The following is a 15,599-nucleotide window of genomic DNA, read 5'->3' as shown; positions in this document are numbered from 1 at the left end:
AATGCCTTTTTGTTAATTTGATTAAGTGAACAATCATGACTCAGCAACTGCAACAAATCATTGATCAGGCGTGGGAAAAACGTACCGAGTTTTCTCCGAAATCGGCTCCTGCAGAACTCCGCGATGCTGTCAGCCATGTGCTGGCAGAACTGGATGCAGGCACCCTGCGTGTTGCACAAAAAATCGATGGCAGCTGGCATGTTAACCAGTGGGTAAAGAAAGCTGTGTTGCTGTCTTTCCGTCTGGAAGACAACATCACTATGCCATCCGGCGAGCACATGCAATTCTTTGACAAAGTGCCGACCAAATTCGCAAACTACACTGCGGAAGATTTCGCACGTGGTGGTTTCCGCGTTGTACCACCTGCCGTTGCACGTCGCGGCAGCTTCATTGGCAAGAATGTGGTGCTGATGCCTTCTTATGTGAATATCGGTGCCTATGTGGACGAAGGCGCGATGGTTGACACATGGGCAACCGTCGGCTCCTGCGCGCAGATCGGTAAAAATGTTCATTTATCCGGCGGCGTTGGTATCGGTGGTGTTCTGGAGCCTATGCAAGCGAACCCGACCATCATTGAAGACAACTGCTTCATCGGTGCACGTTCTGAAATCGTTGAAGGCGTAATCGTGGAAGAAAACTCCGTGATTTCGATGGGCGTCTACATCGGTCAGTCGACAAAAATCTACGATCGCGCTACCGGCGAAGTCAGCTACGGTCGCGTTCCGGCGGGTTCTGTTGTTGTTTCCGGCAGCCTCCCGTCTGCTGATGGTTCCCACAGCCTGTACTGTGCTGTTATCGTGAAGCGTGTAGACGCGCAGACACGTTCAAAAACAAGCATTAACGAACTGCTGCGCGGCGCCTGAATCTGCGTATAACGATCGTTTTTAAAGGGAATCCATATGGGAGCAATGGAGCGGCTGTTTCAGCTCATGAAAGACAAACATGCGTCAGACATGTTCTTTGCAATTAACTCTCCGGTACACATCAAGATCAATGGCAATCTGATTCCTGTGAATCAGCAACGCATGGACCATGCAAACATCATGGCAATGCTGGCAGAAGTCGTCGAGCAGGAAGATCTTGAGCGTCTGGAGCGTGAGAATGAACTGAACATCGGTATTGGCGTACCCGGGCTGGGCCGCTTCCGTTTATCTGCTTTCCGACAGCGCGGCACAATCTCAGCGGTATTCCGCTATGTGCCGGGCGATATTCCGAATATCAACACACTGAACCTGCCACCGGTGCTCAGTGAGCTGATTATGGAAAAGCGTGGCCTGATTCTGGTCGTGGGTTCTACCGGTTCCGGTAAATCCACCACCATCGCTTCCATGCTGGATCACCGTAACGAAACTAAAACCGGTCATATCCTGACACTGGAAGACCCGATAGAATTTCTGTTCCGCAGTAAGCGTTCTATCGTGAACCAGCGTGAGATCGGTACTGATTCTGAAAGCCTGAAAACCGCTCTGAAAAATTCGCTGCGTCAGGCTCCTGACTGCATTCTGATCGGCGAAATCCGCGATCTGGAAACCATGATGGCTGCAATCGCCTATGCACAGTCCGGCCATCTGGTGCTGGCAACCCTGCACGCGAATAACAGTTATCAGGCGCTGAACCGGATTATCAGCTTCTTCCCGATGGAAAACCGTACAGCATTGCTGCTGGATCTGGCTTCATCGATTCGCGCCGTCATTTCGCAGCGTCTGATTAAAGCCGTCAACGGTGGCCGTTGCCCGGCGGTGGAAGTCATGCTGAATACCCGCTATGTGTCTGAACTGATTGAAAAAGGCGACATTTTTGCAATTCGCGAGGCAATTGAAAAATCGCTGTCGCCCGGCTCGCAGACTTTCGAAAAAGCACTTTTCCATCTGATTACCGAAGGCCTGATTTCTAAAGAAGAAGGTCTGGCAAATGCTGACTCGGCAAATAACCTGCTGTGGCTGCTGAATAATGAAATCAGCCCTGCTGCTGCACCTGCGCCGGAACCCGAACCGGAAGAAAAACGTGAAGAAGCGTCCTTCACGGAATTTACCCTGAATTTATAAGCAACACCTCATGACACACATCACTGTTTTTGGTATCCCTAACTGCGACACCGTCAAAAAAGCCCGTACATGGCTGGCGGATCAGCAAATCAGCTTTGATTTTCACGATTTCAAAAAACAAGGACTGACAGCAGAGCAAATCGCACTGTGGCTGGAACACACCGATCTGGCCACGCTGATTAACCGCAAAGGTACAACCTGGCGCGCACTCAGCGATGCACAAAAACAGTCTGCAGAAAATGTGTCGGAGGCGATTGCGCTGATGGTGCAAAACCCGTCGCTGATCAAGCGTCCGGTTTTGCAAATCCAACAAGACAACCACATCACACGCCTGCAAACCGGTTTTCAGCCGGATTTGTACGCGGGCATTTTCTCCGACACACCATGAGTAAAACCCTTGCCCTGACCGAGCAGCTGATTGCGCTCGATTCCGTCACGCCTGAAGACAAAGGCTGCCAGCAAACCCTGATTTCTTTGCTGGAACCGCTCGGTTTCCGCTGCGAAAGCATGCCTTCCGGCGACGTCACCAATTTGTGGGCACGTCGCGGCACCGAACAACCGCTGCTGGTCTTTGCAGGGCACACCGATGTGGTGCCAACCGGCCCGGTTGCCCAATGGCAGTCCGCGCCGTTTGCGCCAACGCACCGTGACGGCAAGCTGTATGGCCGTGGCGCTGCAGATATGAAAACCTCGATTGCCGCGTTTGTCGTTGCCACTGAAGAATTCGTCGCAGCCAACCCTGACCACAAAGGCTCGATCGGCTTTCTGATCACCAGCGATGAAGAAGGCCCTGCCACCGATGGTACTGTGATCGTTTGCAACCGCCTCAAAGAACGCGGCGAACAACTGGATTACTGCATCGTCGGCGAACCGACTTCCACCGCAAAACTCGGCGACACCATCAAAAACGGTCGTCGCGGCACGATGTCCGGCCGTCTGACCGTCAAAGGTGTTCAGGGCCATATCGCCTATCCGCATCTGGCGCTGAATCCTGTACATGTGCTGGCACCGGCGCTGAGTGAACTGACACAGGAAGTCTGGGATGAAGGCAATGAATACTATCTGCCGACCTCATGGCAGGTATCGAACATCCACGCCGGCACCGGTGCATCGAATGTGATTCCGGGTGAATGCGTGGTGGATTTCAATTTCCGTTTCTCTACCGCAAGCACCGCCGAAGGTTTACAGCAGCGCGTACACGCGATTCTGGATAAACACGGCCTGAATTACGACCTGAAATGGACCGTCGGCGGCCATCCGTTCCTGACACCGAAAGGCACGCTCAGCGATGCGCTGGCAAAAGCCATTCAGGATGAAACCGGTGTGACGACGGAATTATCGACCACGGGTGGCACTTCCGATGGCCGTTTTATTGCCAGAATCTGCCCGCAGGTGGTAGAGTTCGGCCCTCCGAACGCGAGCATCCATAAGATCGACGAGCATATTGCTCTGGATGACATCGAGCCTCTCAAAAACATCTATCGCCGCGCCCTGGAAAACCTTTTACTGTGATCCGGACGGCAACCAAGACCATGAGTACACCTGCAAGCACTTTTCAGACTTTCCGCGACCTGCTGCGTTATGCGGTTTCCCGCTTCCAGCGCGAGAAAGTTTTCTTCGGCCACGGCAGCGCCAATGCGCTGGACGAAGCAGCCTACCTGATTCTGCACACGCTGCATCTGCCACTGGATAAAATCGATCCGTTTCTGGATGCACGTCTGCTGCCGGAAGAAATCGAAGCCGTGCTGGCGATGATTGAACGCCGTGTGACCGACCGCGTACCGGCATCGTATCTGACCAATGAAGCATGGCTGGGCACCTACAATTTCTATGTGGATGAGCGCGTCATCGTGCCGCGTTCTTTCATCGCAGAACTGATTCCGGAACGCTTCTCGCCGTGGGTTGGCGATGCGGATTCCGTCACCCGTATTCTTGAACTGTGCACCGGTTCCGGCTGCCTCGCGATCATGATGGCCGATGCGTTTGAGAATGCGCAGGTGGATGCCGTGGATATTTCTGCGGATGCACTGGCTGTGGCTGCACGTAATGTTGCCACTTACGAATTGCAGGACCGCGTGAATCTGATTCAGTCTGATCTGTACCAGAACGTACCGGCTGGTCAGTATGATCTGATCATCACCAACCCGCCGTATGTGAACTCTGGTTCAATGGCGACTTTGCCAAAAGAATATCTGCACGAGCCGCAAATTGCGCTGGCCGGTGGTGATGATGGCATGGATCTGGTTCGCACTATCGTGCGTGAAGCTGCAGACCGCCTGACCGAAGACGGTATTCTGATGGTGGAAATCGGTAATGAACGTGCCTTTGCTGAAGTGGCATTTGACGGCTTGCCAATGACCTGGGTATCAACCAGCGCCGGTGACGACATGGTTTTCCTGGTGCAGGCGCAAGATCTGCGTGACTGGCTGAACTAAGCTGCACGCCCTGCCAGCCCGTCAGCCTGTGCTTGACGGGCTTTTTGTTTTTTCCGGGACAGCGCTGCCTGTCAGCAAGTGTCCCGCAGTGAGTCTGATAAAGAATACGGAAGTTTTATGATTCGTTTGCAGCAAATTTCGCTGTTACGCGGCAACAAGAGCTTGTTTGAACAGGCCGATGTCACCTTAAATCCCGGTGAACGCATCGGTCTGATCGGCTCCAACGGCACCGGCAAATCCACCCTGTTTGCAATGCTGCGGCAAGAGCTGCATCCGGATCAGGGCAATATCGACATTCCGGCCAGCTGGCAAATGGCGTCGGTCGCGCAGGAAACCCCGGCGCTCGACCGCCCTGCCATTGATTACGCGCTGGATGGCGACACCCGTCTGCGTGGTCTGGAAGCGCGTCTGGCAGAGCTGGAAAACCACGAGCACGATGAGCAAACCGGTCTGGCAATGGCAGAAGTACATGCTGCACTGGCGGATGCTGATGCTTACACTGCCCGCTCCCGCGCCGAACAATTACTGACCGGTCTGGGTTTCCGTCCTGAACAATTCATGCTGCCGGTGGCCAGTTTTTCCGGTGGCTGGCGTATGCGTCTGAATCTGGCGCAGGCGCTGATGTGCCGCTCTGATTTACTGCTGCTCGATGAACCGACCAACCATCTGGATCTGGACGCGATTATCTGGCTGGAAGACTGGCTGCGCCGCTATCCGGGCACGCTGATCATCATTTCGCATGACCGCGATTTTCTGGATGGCATCGTCAATGTAATCGTACATATCGACGATAAAAAGCTGCGCCGTTACAGCGGCAACTATTCCGGCTTTGAACGTCAGCGCGCCGCGCAGATCGTGCTGGCACAAGCCATGATCGAGAAGCAAGCCCGCCAGCGCGCGCATTTGCAATCCTTCATCGACCGCTTTAAAGCCAAAGCCACCAAAGCCCGTCAGGCACAAAGCCGGATGAAAGCACTGGCGCGTATGGAAGAAATCGCACCATTGCGCGCTGCCGCTGAGTTCAGTTTTGAATTCCGCGAACCGGCCAGCGCACCGAATCCCATGCTGGTGCTGGACAGCGTGGACTGCGGCTATCCGGTGGAAGATGGCTTGCCGAAACGCATTGTCGGCGGCATCGATTTTTCGCTGCAGATCGGCCAGCGTATCGGCCTGCTCGGTGAAAACGGTGCGGGTAAATCCACCCTGATCAAAACGCTGGTGGGCGATCTGGCGCCGCTGAACGGCAAAATTCTCAGCGGTAAAGGCCTGAGCATCGGTTACTTCGCTCAGCATCAGATCGAAATGCTGCGCCACGAAGAATCGCCGCTGTGGCATTTAAGCCGTATCGCACCGGATGTGCGTGAACAGGATTTGCGCAACTTCCTCGGTAGCTTCAACTTCCCTGGCACCATGGTCACATCACCGGTCGGCCCGTTCTCCGGCGGTGAAAAAGCCCGTCTGGCGCTGGCGATGATCGTCTGGCAACGCCCTAACCTGCTGCTGCTCGATGAACCGACCAACCATCTGGATCTGGAAACCCGCGAGGCACTGACCGAAGCGCTGGCGCAGTTTGAAGGCACGCTGCTGGTGGTATCGCATGACCGCCACCTGCTGCGCGCCACCACCGACCAGTTCCTGATCGTCAGCCACGGCCAGTTGCGCCCGTTTGACGGCGATCTGGATGATTACAAACAATGGCTGCTGGAAACCAAAGCCGCCGCTGCTGCCGCCCCTTCAGCATCTGCTGCAGCAAATGCCGACAATGGCGTCGCGTTTGTCTCTAAAGTCGATCAGAAAGAACAGCGCCGTAAAGATGCGGAAGAACGCCAGCGCCTGTCCGGCCTGCGCAAACCGATAGAAAACCGTATCCGCAAACTGGAAGACCAGATGGACAAAGCCGGCAAACTGAAAGCCGACATCGACCGCCAGCTGGAAGACAGCGACATTTACAGCGATGCCAACAAAGAAAAACTGAAAGCCCTGCTGCTGGATCAGGCAAAGCTGACAAAAGAACTGGAACAACTGGAAGGCGACTGGCTGGAACAACAGGAAGCGCTGGAAGCAATTATCTGAGCATCTTTGTCAGACCGCGTCACCTGAACAAACGGCCTGCACTGCGGGCCGTTTTCTTTTTCTGATGTCTTGGCGACCGCGACAGAGTGCCCTAATCGAGCCAAACACGGCAAGACAGCAACACCGTTTTCAGACGGGCAAACGACGAAAGCTCTGAGAACCATCCCTGACTGCCGGAAACTGCTCAAAACCGCCCGAAAACACCTCAAATGCGGACTCCTGCACAGCGATCCGGCGGTCGTCGGCAGAAAGTCCGGCTCTCCGGAAATCACAAATGACGATATTTGCACAATACGGTGAAAAGCAGACTGACAATCCCTGATGCTGGCAGAACGCGTGGATCAGGCCGCTGAGAACCGACAGACGCGCGCTGAACGCACCGGACGTCCCAGCGCCTCACGATTGCGTCGTAATCGGAAACCACTTGTCGTAAGCGATATTGAAGAAGAATGCGTAGATCGTGTACGCCACCGCCAGCCCGATATCTGCGATCAGCACTTCCCACCAGCCCATGCCAGTCCACACCGCGATAATCGGCAGGCTGACCAGCAGCAAGCCAGTTTCAAAGCCGGTAGCGTGCAGAATCCGTAACTTCAGCGGCCGCTGATCCGCCGCCCGTCCGGTCAATCGGTGCTCCAGCCAGTCAAATCCGGTGTTGTACGCCGCATTCCAGACTGCCGCGATCAGCGCCACCATCGCCAGCAACACAAACGAATCCACCACCGCCACCCCGCTGAGCCAGATAAACGGCGGCGTAATCAGCAATAAACCGCCGGTTTCAAACATGGCGACCTGACGAATCCGGTCAGGTACGGAACGGAGTTTGGAAGAAGATGAAGACATGACAAGACAGGCCAACGCTGCAAATAATTATATTTGAGGCAAGCAATTGAGGAAAAGTACAACTAAGATGATATACGAATGCTGAGTCTATTGAATTAACCAAAACTCGATCAATTCAAGCAAAACCCGATTTAATTACCCTGAAATTCATCATAACCCATTAGCATCACACTGACCTAATCATAACTCTAATTACAACATACACAAAATAAATACTCATGATAAAATTACAAAAACTAATTAACCCTGAAAGCCAAAGTCAACGAATTTTTTAAAAATTATGAGAATTGAAAAAATCAAAGTTAAAAATTTTGGACCAATTTCAGAAGTCGAAATTACACCGCGAACGTTAGAAAATGAGCATCAAATCCCCATCGCAATCGTTGGGCAAAATGGTGCTGGAAAGTCGTTAACACTATCTTCAATTCTTGATGCTGTGACAGAAGCAAGACGACAGTCATTCTCAGAGCTTCAAGAAGTACCAGGAAATCAATACATTAAATTATCAACAAGAAAATACATAAAAAACCCTGAAGACTATAGTTATTTGAATATAAAATTAAAAACACCAAGTGGTAACATTGAATTCAATGAATTAGTCACAAAATTAAATGGCGCCGAATTCATGTCAAGAAATTTAGCCCCAAATCTCCAAAACGAGCTAATTCAAAGTGATTTCAAAAACTCAGGGTTTTACAAGAACATAACAATCAATGAAGACCAGAAGGAATTAATTAAAAATTCTCTTTTCTTATATTTTCCATACTTCAGATATGAAACAGCATATTGGATGAATGAAAAAGCGAATGTGAACTTCGCCAATGAAAAGCATTATTTTGGGCAATCAAAATTTAACCCCATCAGAACAAACATTATCGAAGAAACAAAAAGATGGATTTTAAATGTTTTATTAGATAGGGAAATATACGAACTCAAGCTTGGGGAGCCAGTTTTTATAGGAGGTCATAAAACATTTCTTGGCTACGAAGGCCCCAATACTTTGCTATTTAATCTTGTTAATGAGATTATATCTACCATGCTGATGGCTAAGAATCCAAATATCGTCTCAGCGCGCGTAGGAATAAGTCCCAAAGCAAATAGAGAAATTGCTATTTTCTCCACTAACAACGATGGCATAGAGGAAATAGTTGCTCCAGAAATTTCCCAATTGTCATCAGGTGAATTAATGACACTTGGTCTAGCCACTGAAATAATTCGCACGTATGAATTAGTCAAAGGCTATCCACCAAAAACACTTGAAGAAGTTAATGGCATAGTTTTAATAGATGAAATCGACCTTCATTTACACATCAACTTTCAAAAGACAGTACTTCCCAAGATACTTAGAAAATTTCCAAAAGTTCAGTTCATATTTACCACTCATTCACCATTCTTTTTACTTGGAATGACAGAGAGTGGAGATATTGATATATACAACTTACCACTTGGAAACAAAATAATCCCCGAAGAATTCATAGAGTTTAAATCAACCTATGATATTTTCATGGAAAGAAACGAGAGATTTCGCGTTGAACTTGATGCTATTAAAAATGAATCCCAAAGAAACGAAAATCCATTAATAATCACCGAGGGAAAAACTGATTGGAAATATATTAAATCCATGCTCGACACAGCCAAAAATCAAGGCCTTTTTTTAGATCTCAACCTCTCATTTCATGAATATGGAAACGAGCTAGAAATGGGAGATATCAAACTGAGTCAAATGTGCGAGCATTTTTCAGCAATACCTCAAAAAAGAAAAATGATATTTATCTTTGATCGAGACAATCCAATAATCATAAAATCAATGTCAGGAGGACCTTCAGAATTTAAAAATCATGGAAATAATGTATACTCTTTATGTTTGCCAATACCAAACCATCGAGAAAAATATAGAAATCTAAGTATAGAACTGTACTTTTCAGATGCTACTCTTCGATCACCTGATCCAGACACAAGTCGGCGGCTATGGTTCTCAAATGAGATTGAAATAGTAATGAGCCCGGGAACAGGTAAAAAAGTTTATCGAACAACAACATGCAATTTGTATGACGAGGCTGAAGAGTTTGGAAAGAAAGTATTTGATCAACCGGTCGAGAAAATAATTGATGAAACCGGAAAGCCTGTTGCTCTTTCGAAAGCAGCATTTGCAGAACTCATTTCAACTCAAAAAATCAAACCTAATGAGGATGACCTAATTGCCTTCAGTAAGCTATTCTCTGTTCTTGCAATGATCTGCACTCACTAGTGGATCAACAATAGAATATTCGCATCAAACTCTGGTTGGTAGCTGACCCGAGTTTGATAAACGATTTAGGGAAAACACGCCTCACTCCCCCATCGGCGTACACAATTCCACCAGTGTGCCATCCGGGCAGCGCACATAGGATACGGTCTGGCCCCAGGGTTTGGCGGCGGGGGCGCTGAGGGACGTTGCACCGGCGGCAATGGCTTTGGCGTGGGCGGCTTCGACTTCCGGTGTGACCAGTGCGATTTCCATGCCCAGCGGGCGCGGGCTGTCGGCGGCGGCGAGTACGCCGTCTGCGAAATGCATTTTCCCCAGATTCAGCGAGGCAAACGCCAGCGTGGTTGCGCCGGTTTCCAGTTCGCCGTATTCGCCGGATTCATGCAGAAAGCGGCGCTGCAGGCCGAATGCGGTTTCAAAGAATGTCAGTGATGCGGCAACGTCTGCGACGTAAATGATGGTGTAGCCGAATTTCATGTTTTTCCTGTTCTGGCGTTTGAGTGTTCGTCAGCGTTTGCGCTGATGTATTGATTTCCGGATGCGTGGCTGGTGATGATGGCGAATAATGTCTGTTATTGCTGGTTTGCAAGGCCAGCGCCGCCAAATTGCCATTAAAACACCAAAATGCGGTGTTCAGCACAAATTTTTGAGCGATTTTGGCGCTTGTCGGCAGAAACACTGGGCGAGCGGACTGCCTGTTTTTTGATCAAATGCGGCTTTCTGCATAATTCTCCGGATTTTTGTGCGATCCTTTCAGGTTGCACACGGCGGGTTTGGCTGGATGTAATGCGGTTGGGAATCGGATAGTGATGCGTGTCTTTTCTGTCGCTGACGGCTCCGGCATCTGGCGCAGCTTGTCTGGCAGTTGCGTTTTCGGGATTTTCGATTGGGTACTTGCCTGCAGTTACGCGGCTACCCTCTTCTACTCTGACGGCTTGCTCAGTTGTGCTGAATCTAGTGAAAATGCCGGAAAATTGTAACCAGCTGTTAAATACAAAAACGTCCGTTAGTTTAATTTATGCATGCAATCAGGTGTATTCCGGTACATATTCTGCGGCGTGGCGGATGAAAAATTATGGATTTCGGGCGACGATACTGCCGGTAAAACAGCCTTAAGACCCCGCCCATTCGCGGGGATCGACATGGTAAAACTGGCGCAGTAACCGGAATAAATCGGGAAATTCCATGCTCAGACCATGCGGGTTGGTGAAGAAGGTTTCGGTGCTGACGGCAAAAAATTCAGCGGCATTGGTTTGTCCGTATGCATCAATGGTGCTGTGTTCGCCGTGTGCCAGCATCTGCGCATGACGGCGGTAGCAGTCACGCATGACGCGCGACCACACCTGATAGCGCTGCTGCGAACCGAGATCCGGCGCGCCATCCACTACACCGTCTTCGCCGTCTAACTGGTGCGCAAATTCGTGCATCACGACATCATGCCCGGGTATCTGCCCTTCCGGTGGCATGACCTGATCCCACGCCAACAGCACCCTGCCATCGCTCCAGGATTCACCGCTGAGCACCTGACGCGATTCCACCGTCAAACCATCTTCGGTGCGGAATTCCCGTGGCACCACGAATACACTGGGATAAATCAGGATGTGGCTGAGGCCGGGATAGACTTCGGTTTCGCGGTTCAGCAATAACATACAAGCGCGGGCGGCGATCAGTACCCGCATCTGGTCGGTCACTTCCAGCCCTGCGCAGCCGACAAAGGTTTTTTCAAACAGAAATTGCTGAATGCGCTTTTTGAGCTGCCATTGCAGATCCGGTGCTAAGTGCCGGTATTGCGGCAGATCGCGCCGCAAAATGGCGGAATAAGCGAGCGGAAAGGCTTTATGCACCGCACGCCGCACCCGCCAGCGCGGATAAACAAACATGCCAACGATCAGTAATCCTGCGATACCCAGTAACACTGCAAACTGCGCCAGCATGGTTTCTCCTGTTCAATCCACCGCATGCACGGGTGGGATTGGCAGAACGTGGGGCTGAATCAGACTAACTCAAGGGTTGTGGTGCCGGCGGCAGGTTCTGCCAGATCAGGCTGCAGCCGGGCAGCCAGCGTTCGCCTTCGGAACTGCTAAGCCTGCGCGTTGCTGCCGGAAAATAGCTGACGACGCTGACCGCCGCCACTTGACAGAGTTCTTCGTGCAATTGCCGGCATTGTTCATCTGTCAGCGCGGCATCGCCTTCTTTACGGCGGCTGAACCATGGAATGATCAGTAATCCGGCAGGTTGCCAGCGCGGCGGCAACGACATCTTTTGCAAAGTCTGCTGCAGATTTTGTAACTCGTGGCGGATGATGTGCTGCTTATCCTGCCGCCGCCAGTCCAGCCATTGCTGACTGGCTTGCACGGCGTGGATCTGTCTGCCCACGGACAACCACAGGTCCAGCCTGCCCTGCCAGCCATCGGCACTTTTACCGCGTACAGACGAATTCAGCGTCTGAAAATCCTGCACGGCACAGCCACCGGCAATCGCCACTGCCTGCGCCAGCAAGCTCAGATTGCCGGTTTTGGCTTGCAAATAGGCTGGTTCACCCTGCGCTTGCAGAATAGCTTGCTGCAGGTTTTCCCATGCCAGCCAGCAAGGCTGCCAGACGGCGCGGTCTGCACCATCGCTGAAATGACACTGCAAATCGGTCATTCTTCGGCAGTGTCTGCGGTATCAGCGGACGGGGAAGCTGTATTGCTCACCGGTGCGGATGCAGGTGCAGAAGCTGTCGCCGCTGCAGCTTTTCGCTCTGCCTGTAACTGCTTGAAAAAGCGCAGCACATCCGGCTCCAGACGGGTACGCGCAAATCCGGGCAGACTTTGCCAGATACGGCGACCGTAAGGTTTATCAATCAGACGCGGGTCACAAATCATCAGCACACCGCGATCGTTTTCATCACGAATCAGACGCCCTGCCCCCTGCTTCAGGTTAATGATGGCGGATGGCAGCTGATGATGGACAAAGCCATTCATACCTTTCTTTTCCATTGCCGCGATACGGGCTGCGAGCACCGGATCATCCGGCGGCGAGAATGGCAGTTTGTCGATAATCACCAGCGATAACGCGTCGCCGCGCACGTCCACGCCTTCCCAGAAACTCTGACTGCCGATCAGCACACCATTACCGGCAGCGCGGAATCTGTCCAGCAATTCGGTACGTCCGGCTTCACCTTGCACAAACAAAGGAAACGGCCAGCCACGGTCTTCAAATTCTGTACGCAGCCGCTCTGCAACATGCTTCACAGCACGCAAGGTCGTGCACAGGAAGAAGGTCTTGCCACCCGCCGCGCCAATCACCGGTAAGGCTTTTTCCAGTACCGCATCGGTGTAATCGCGGGAATTCGGGTCTGGCATACCGGAAGGCACGTACAGATAGCCTTGCTCCTGATAATTGAACGGACTCGGCCAGGTATGCGCCGGTTCATTCCACAAGCCCATTTGCGCGACGTAATGCGTGAAATCGTTTTTCACTGCCATCGTGGCGGAGGTGAAAATCCATGCCCGCGGCGTACCTTCGCGCTGCTTATTGAAAATCGGTGCAATCGATAAAGGCGTACGGTGCAATTGCAGAGAAACCGAAAAGGCTTCCACCCACAGCACGTAGTCGCCCTCTTTCTCGTCTTTGGGCGGCTCCAGCCAGTTTTCATACTGTTCTTGCAGCAAAATCGCGCGGGCGCGGCATTGCTCCAGCGTTTCAGCACGCACGGCTTGCTTTTCCAGTACCGCGATCATGTCGTTGAATGCGGCAATCAGTGCATCCAGCGCTTCAAAGAAAGGGCCGTCCGCATCAATTTGTTCAACGCCCAGACGCACCATATCCTGCGGAAACGCCAGTCGCATATCACGCGCTGCACGTTCCACAGGCGCTACCAGCTTGGCCCAGTCTGCACCATCACGCGCAAACGATAAGCCTTCTGCCAGCACATCGCGGCACAGCTCCAGTACCTGAGAAGTCGAAACCGTATCACCGAAGAACAAACTGGCGGTTTCCGGCAACTGATGCGCCTCGTCAAAGATCACAGTGTTGGCTGAAGGCAACAATTCAGCAATACCGGTATCTTTCAGCGCCACGTCTGCAAAAAATAAGTGATGGTTGACGACGACCACGTCCGCTTGCTGCGCTTCCTTGCGCGCTTTCATCACAAAGCAGTCCTGATGATACTGGCAATCCGAACCGAGACAGTTATCTTTGGTCGATGTCACCAGATTCCAGATACCGGCAGTTTCCGGCACACGTGCAAGTTCAGCTTTGTCACCGCTGTTGGTGGTTTTGATGAAGCGGGAAATATCGCGCAGGTACACCACGTCATCACGGCTGGTTAAACGTCCGTTTTGCAGCGTGCGTTCCAGATGGTAATGACAGACGTAATTGGCGCGCCCCTTCAGCAATGCCACCGATACCGGGGCTCTGAGGGTGCGCTTAATCGTTGGAATATCGCGCAGAAACAGCTGATCCTGTAAGTTCTTGGTTCCGGTGGAAACGATCACTTTGCCGCCCCACAGCAGCGCCGGAATCAGATATGCATAGGTTTTGCCGGTGCCGGTACCGGCCTCTGCCAGCAACGTGGTTTGTCCGGCAATCGCATCGGCCACCGCTTTCGCCATTTCAATCTGGGAACGACGCGGTTTATAACCACCCAAAGCCTGCGCCAGCGGACCTTCCGTGCCGAACAGATGTTCCACTTCACCGGCATAGCGGTCTTTAATAAATACTGAGTCCTGATCACTCAAAATGTTACAACCTTCCCGGTACGTTTCGTGATACAACAGCCATCAAGCCGGAACGTCCGGAGTGAGTTGCATTTTTAACAGAGTTATGTGATCTTTCAGCTGCAATTTGCGCTTTTTTAAACGCCTGAGCTGTAATTCGTCGTAGCCGGATTCCAGAATCAGGGTCGCAATCACCTGATCCAGGTCCCGGTGCTCCACTTCCAGTTCGATGATGCGCTGGCGTACTTGTTCAGGGTGGCTCATAGCCTTCAGCTTAAAGTAAAATAATGTAAATTCTGGGAAAGCCACAATACAGACTTTCCGTTAGTTTAATCTACCAAGACGTATGAGCCAATATAAGATCGAAGCAGGCACCGGGCAACATATCGGTGACCGCCAGGAACAGCAAGACCGTGTCGCGCTGTTCGCGGCTCCGCGCGCGCCCGGCTACATGATGGCTGTGGTGGCCGATGGCATGGGTGGTAAAAGCGGTGGCGCTCTCGCTGCCGAACAGGTGGTACGTACCGCAAAACATTTGTTTGATGACTTCTATCCGGGTGGCAATGTCCGCCAGTTGCTTGAAAACATCGTACAGGAAGCCCACACCGTCATCCAGCTGACCGCCGTGTCGTCAGAAAAAGAACCGCACAGTACCTTTGTCGCGCTGGTCATCACGCCGCAGAAAGAAGCTGTCTGGGCGCATGCAGGTGATTCACGTCTGTACCGTTTCAGCGGCCCGAATTTCGCCGAAAAAACCCGTGACCACTCTTACGTTGAAAGACTGGTGGACGAAGGCAAAATCCGCCCTGAAGAAGCCAAACATCATCGCTTATCCAACATTCTGACCAACGTTCTCGGTTCTCACACTACCCCACCATTTGTCACCATTGGCGAGCGCAGCAATCTTGAAGCCGGTGATTATTTTCTGTTGTGCTCAGATGGTTTATGGCATTACTTTGAAGATGCCGAATTGTCTGCAGCCGTGGCAGCAAACACACCGCGTCAGGCATCAGAATTCCTGATTCGCAAAGCCAGGGATCGTGGTGCTCCCAGAGGAGACAACTGTACTTTTGCGATTGTGAAGCTGATTGAACCACCGCCGGAAGTCAAAAACTATAAAGTCGAAAAAATCCGGCGCGCTGTTTAAGGAAACTGTTTGTAATGAGATTATTGCTGCAGCTAGCAAACGACCACTGCAGTAATCATGCACACTCTGTCTACGACAAGCGAACGAACTCAGAACAAACCAGATTCA

General features: G+C 51.6%; 15 protein-coding genes. 9 read left to right on the top strand and 6 right to left on the bottom strand.

The features are described from left to right. The first annotated feature begins 35 nt into the window (after positions 1–35). From dapD to IE092_RS00560, 6 genes are all read left to right on the top strand, one after another. Positions 36–863 (top strand): 2,3,4,5-tetrahydropyridine-2,6-dicarboxylate N-succinyltransferase, encoded by an 828-nt coding sequence (gene dapD / locus IE092_RS00585; RefSeq protein WP_189355076.1) that lies wholly within the window; start codon positions 36–38, stop codon positions 861–863. A 66-nt stretch (positions 864–929) separates the two neighbouring features. After that, positions 930–2,045 carry a PilT/PilU family type 4a pilus ATPase gene (locus tag IE092_RS00580; protein WP_229792956.1) on the top strand — a complete coding sequence of 372 codons (1,116 nt, stop codon included), beginning with the start codon at positions 930–932 and terminating at the stop codon, positions 2,043–2,045. A gap of 10 nt (positions 2,046–2,055) precedes the next feature. Then, positions 2,056–2,433 carry an arsenate reductase gene (locus IE092_RS00575; RefSeq protein WP_189355075.1) on the top strand — a complete coding sequence of 126 codons (378 nt, stop codon included), beginning with the start codon at positions 2,056–2,058 and terminating at the stop codon, positions 2,431–2,433. Continuing rightward, the gene (gene dapE, locus IE092_RS00570) at positions 2,430–3,557 is read left to right on the top strand and encodes a succinyl-diaminopimelate desuccinylase (RefSeq protein ID WP_189355074.1); all 1,128 of its coding nucleotides are present in this window, start codon (positions 2,430–2,432) and stop codon (positions 3,555–3,557) included. Before IE092_RS00575 ends, dapE begins: the two co-directional genes overlap by 4 nt. 20 nt (positions 3,558–3,577) lie before the next feature. Next, positions 3,578–4,480, top strand: coding sequence for a 50S ribosomal protein L3 N(5)-glutamine methyltransferase (gene prmB, locus IE092_RS00565; protein WP_189355073.1), 903 nt, complete (start codon positions 3,578–3,580; stop codon positions 4,478–4,480). 117 nt (positions 4,481–4,597) lie between these two features. Continuing rightward, positions 4,598–6,553, top strand: coding sequence for an ATP-binding cassette domain-containing protein (locus IE092_RS00560; RefSeq protein ID WP_189355072.1), 1,956 nt, complete (start codon positions 4,598–4,600; stop codon positions 6,551–6,553). Positions 6,554–6,949: 396 nt separating this feature from the next. On the opposite strand, the gene IE092_RS00555 is transcribed toward IE092_RS00560, so the two are convergent. Beyond that, entirely contained in the window at positions 6,950–7,396 is a 447-nt protein-coding gene (locus IE092_RS00555) for a PACE efflux transporter (protein ID WP_189355071.1), read from the bottom strand. 280 nt (positions 7,397–7,676) lie between these two features. Here IE092_RS00555 and IE092_RS00550 point away from each other — a divergent pair, with 280 nt between their 5' ends. Then, complete coding sequence (locus IE092_RS00550; RefSeq protein WP_189355070.1) at positions 7,677–9,644, top strand: AAA family ATPase; 1,968 nt, start codon at positions 7,677–7,679, stop codon at positions 9,642–9,644. Positions 9,645–9,725: 81 nt separating this feature from the next. Here the strand turns inward: IE092_RS00550 and IE092_RS00545 are convergent, their stop codons facing one another. Continuing rightward, positions 9,726–10,118: a VOC family protein gene (locus IE092_RS00545; protein WP_189355069.1), complete on the bottom strand. Its 393-nt coding sequence runs from the start codon at positions 10,116–10,118 to the stop codon at positions 9,726–9,728. Positions 10,119–10,206: 88 nt separating this feature from the next. Here IE092_RS00545 and IE092_RS00540 point away from each other — a divergent pair, with 88 nt between their 5' ends. Beyond that, the gene (locus IE092_RS00540) at positions 10,207–10,347 is read left to right on the top strand and encodes a hypothetical protein (protein WP_189355068.1); all 141 of its coding nucleotides are present in this window, start codon (positions 10,207–10,209) and stop codon (positions 10,345–10,347) included. Between the two features lie 406 nt (positions 10,348–10,753). On the opposite strand, the gene IE092_RS00535 is transcribed toward IE092_RS00540, so the two are convergent. From IE092_RS00535 to IE092_RS00520, 4 genes are all read right to left on the bottom strand, one after another. Continuing rightward, positions 10,754–11,575, bottom strand: coding sequence for a M90 family metallopeptidase (locus IE092_RS00535; protein ID WP_189355067.1), 822 nt, complete (start codon positions 11,573–11,575; stop codon positions 10,754–10,756). A gap of 64 nt (positions 11,576–11,639) precedes the next feature. Next, positions 11,640–12,287, bottom strand: a complete 648-nt coding sequence (locus IE092_RS00530) for a hypothetical protein (protein ID WP_189355066.1) — start codon at positions 12,285–12,287, stop codon at positions 11,640–11,642. After that, positions 12,284–14,365 (bottom strand): ATP-dependent DNA helicase, encoded by a 2,082-nt coding sequence (locus IE092_RS00525; RefSeq protein ID WP_229792955.1) that lies wholly within the window; start codon positions 14,363–14,365, stop codon positions 12,284–12,286. Before IE092_RS00525 ends, IE092_RS00530 begins: the two co-directional genes overlap by 4 nt. A 42-nt stretch (positions 14,366–14,407) precedes the next feature. Next, entirely contained in the window at positions 14,408–14,608 is a 201-nt protein-coding gene (locus tag IE092_RS00520; RefSeq protein WP_189355065.1) for a YdcH family protein, read from the bottom strand. Positions 14,609–14,690: 82 nt separating this feature from the next. Between IE092_RS00520 and IE092_RS00515 the strand changes: the two genes are divergently transcribed. Next, entirely contained in the window at positions 14,691–15,491 is an 801-nt protein-coding gene (locus tag IE092_RS00515) for a PP2C family protein-serine/threonine phosphatase (protein WP_189355064.1), read from the top strand. Positions 15,492–15,599: the final 108 nt, after the last annotated feature.

Source organism: Cognatundibacterium squillarum (assembly GCF_014652435.1).
In the GTDB taxonomy this organism is placed as follows: Bacteria; Pseudomonadota; Gammaproteobacteria; order Burkholderiales; family Burkholderiaceae_D; genus Undibacterium; species Undibacterium squillarum.
Note: the sequence above shows the minus strand (reverse complement) of the source record. Positions and strands in the feature narration are given on the sequence as shown.

Coding starts and splice junctions, on each gene's coding strand:
- dapD (WP_189355076.1), top strand. CDS start 36: ATGACTCAGCAACTGCAACAAATCATTGATCAGGCGTGGGAAAAACGT.
- IE092_RS00580 (WP_229792956.1), top strand. CDS start 930: ATGAAAGACAAACATGCGTCAGACATGTTCTTTGCAATTAACTCTCCG.
- IE092_RS00575 (WP_189355075.1), top strand. CDS start 2,056: ATGACACACATCACTGTTTTTGGTATCCCTAACTGCGACACCGTCAAA.
- dapE (WP_189355074.1), top strand. CDS start 2,430: ATGAGTAAAACCCTTGCCCTGACCGAGCAGCTGATTGCGCTCGATTCC.
- prmB (WP_189355073.1), top strand. CDS start 3,578: ATGAGTACACCTGCAAGCACTTTTCAGACTTTCCGCGACCTGCTGCGT.
- IE092_RS00560 (WP_189355072.1), top strand. CDS start 4,598: ATGATTCGTTTGCAGCAAATTTCGCTGTTACGCGGCAACAAGAGCTTG.
- IE092_RS00555 (WP_189355071.1), bottom strand. CDS start 7,396: ATGTCTTCATCTTCTTCCAAACTCCGTTCCGTACCTGACCGGATTCGT.
- IE092_RS00550 (WP_189355070.1), top strand. CDS start 7,677: ATGAGAATTGAAAAAATCAAAGTTAAAAATTTTGGACCAATTTCAGAA.
- IE092_RS00545 (WP_189355069.1), bottom strand. CDS start 10,118: ATGAAATTCGGCTACACCATCATTTACGTCGCAGACGTTGCCGCATCA.
- IE092_RS00540 (WP_189355068.1), top strand. CDS start 10,207: ATGTCTGTTATTGCTGGTTTGCAAGGCCAGCGCCGCCAAATTGCCATT.
- IE092_RS00535 (WP_189355067.1), bottom strand. CDS start 11,575: ATGCTGGCGCAGTTTGCAGTGTTACTGGGTATCGCAGGATTACTGATC.
- IE092_RS00530 (WP_189355066.1), bottom strand. CDS start 12,287: ATGACCGATTTGCAGTGTCATTTCAGCGATGGTGCAGACCGCGCCGTC.
- IE092_RS00520 (WP_189355065.1), bottom strand. CDS start 14,608: ATGAGCCACCCTGAACAAGTACGCCAGCGCATCATCGAACTGGAAGTG.
- IE092_RS00515 (WP_189355064.1), top strand. CDS start 14,691: ATGAGCCAATATAAGATCGAAGCAGGCACCGGGCAACATATCGGTGAC.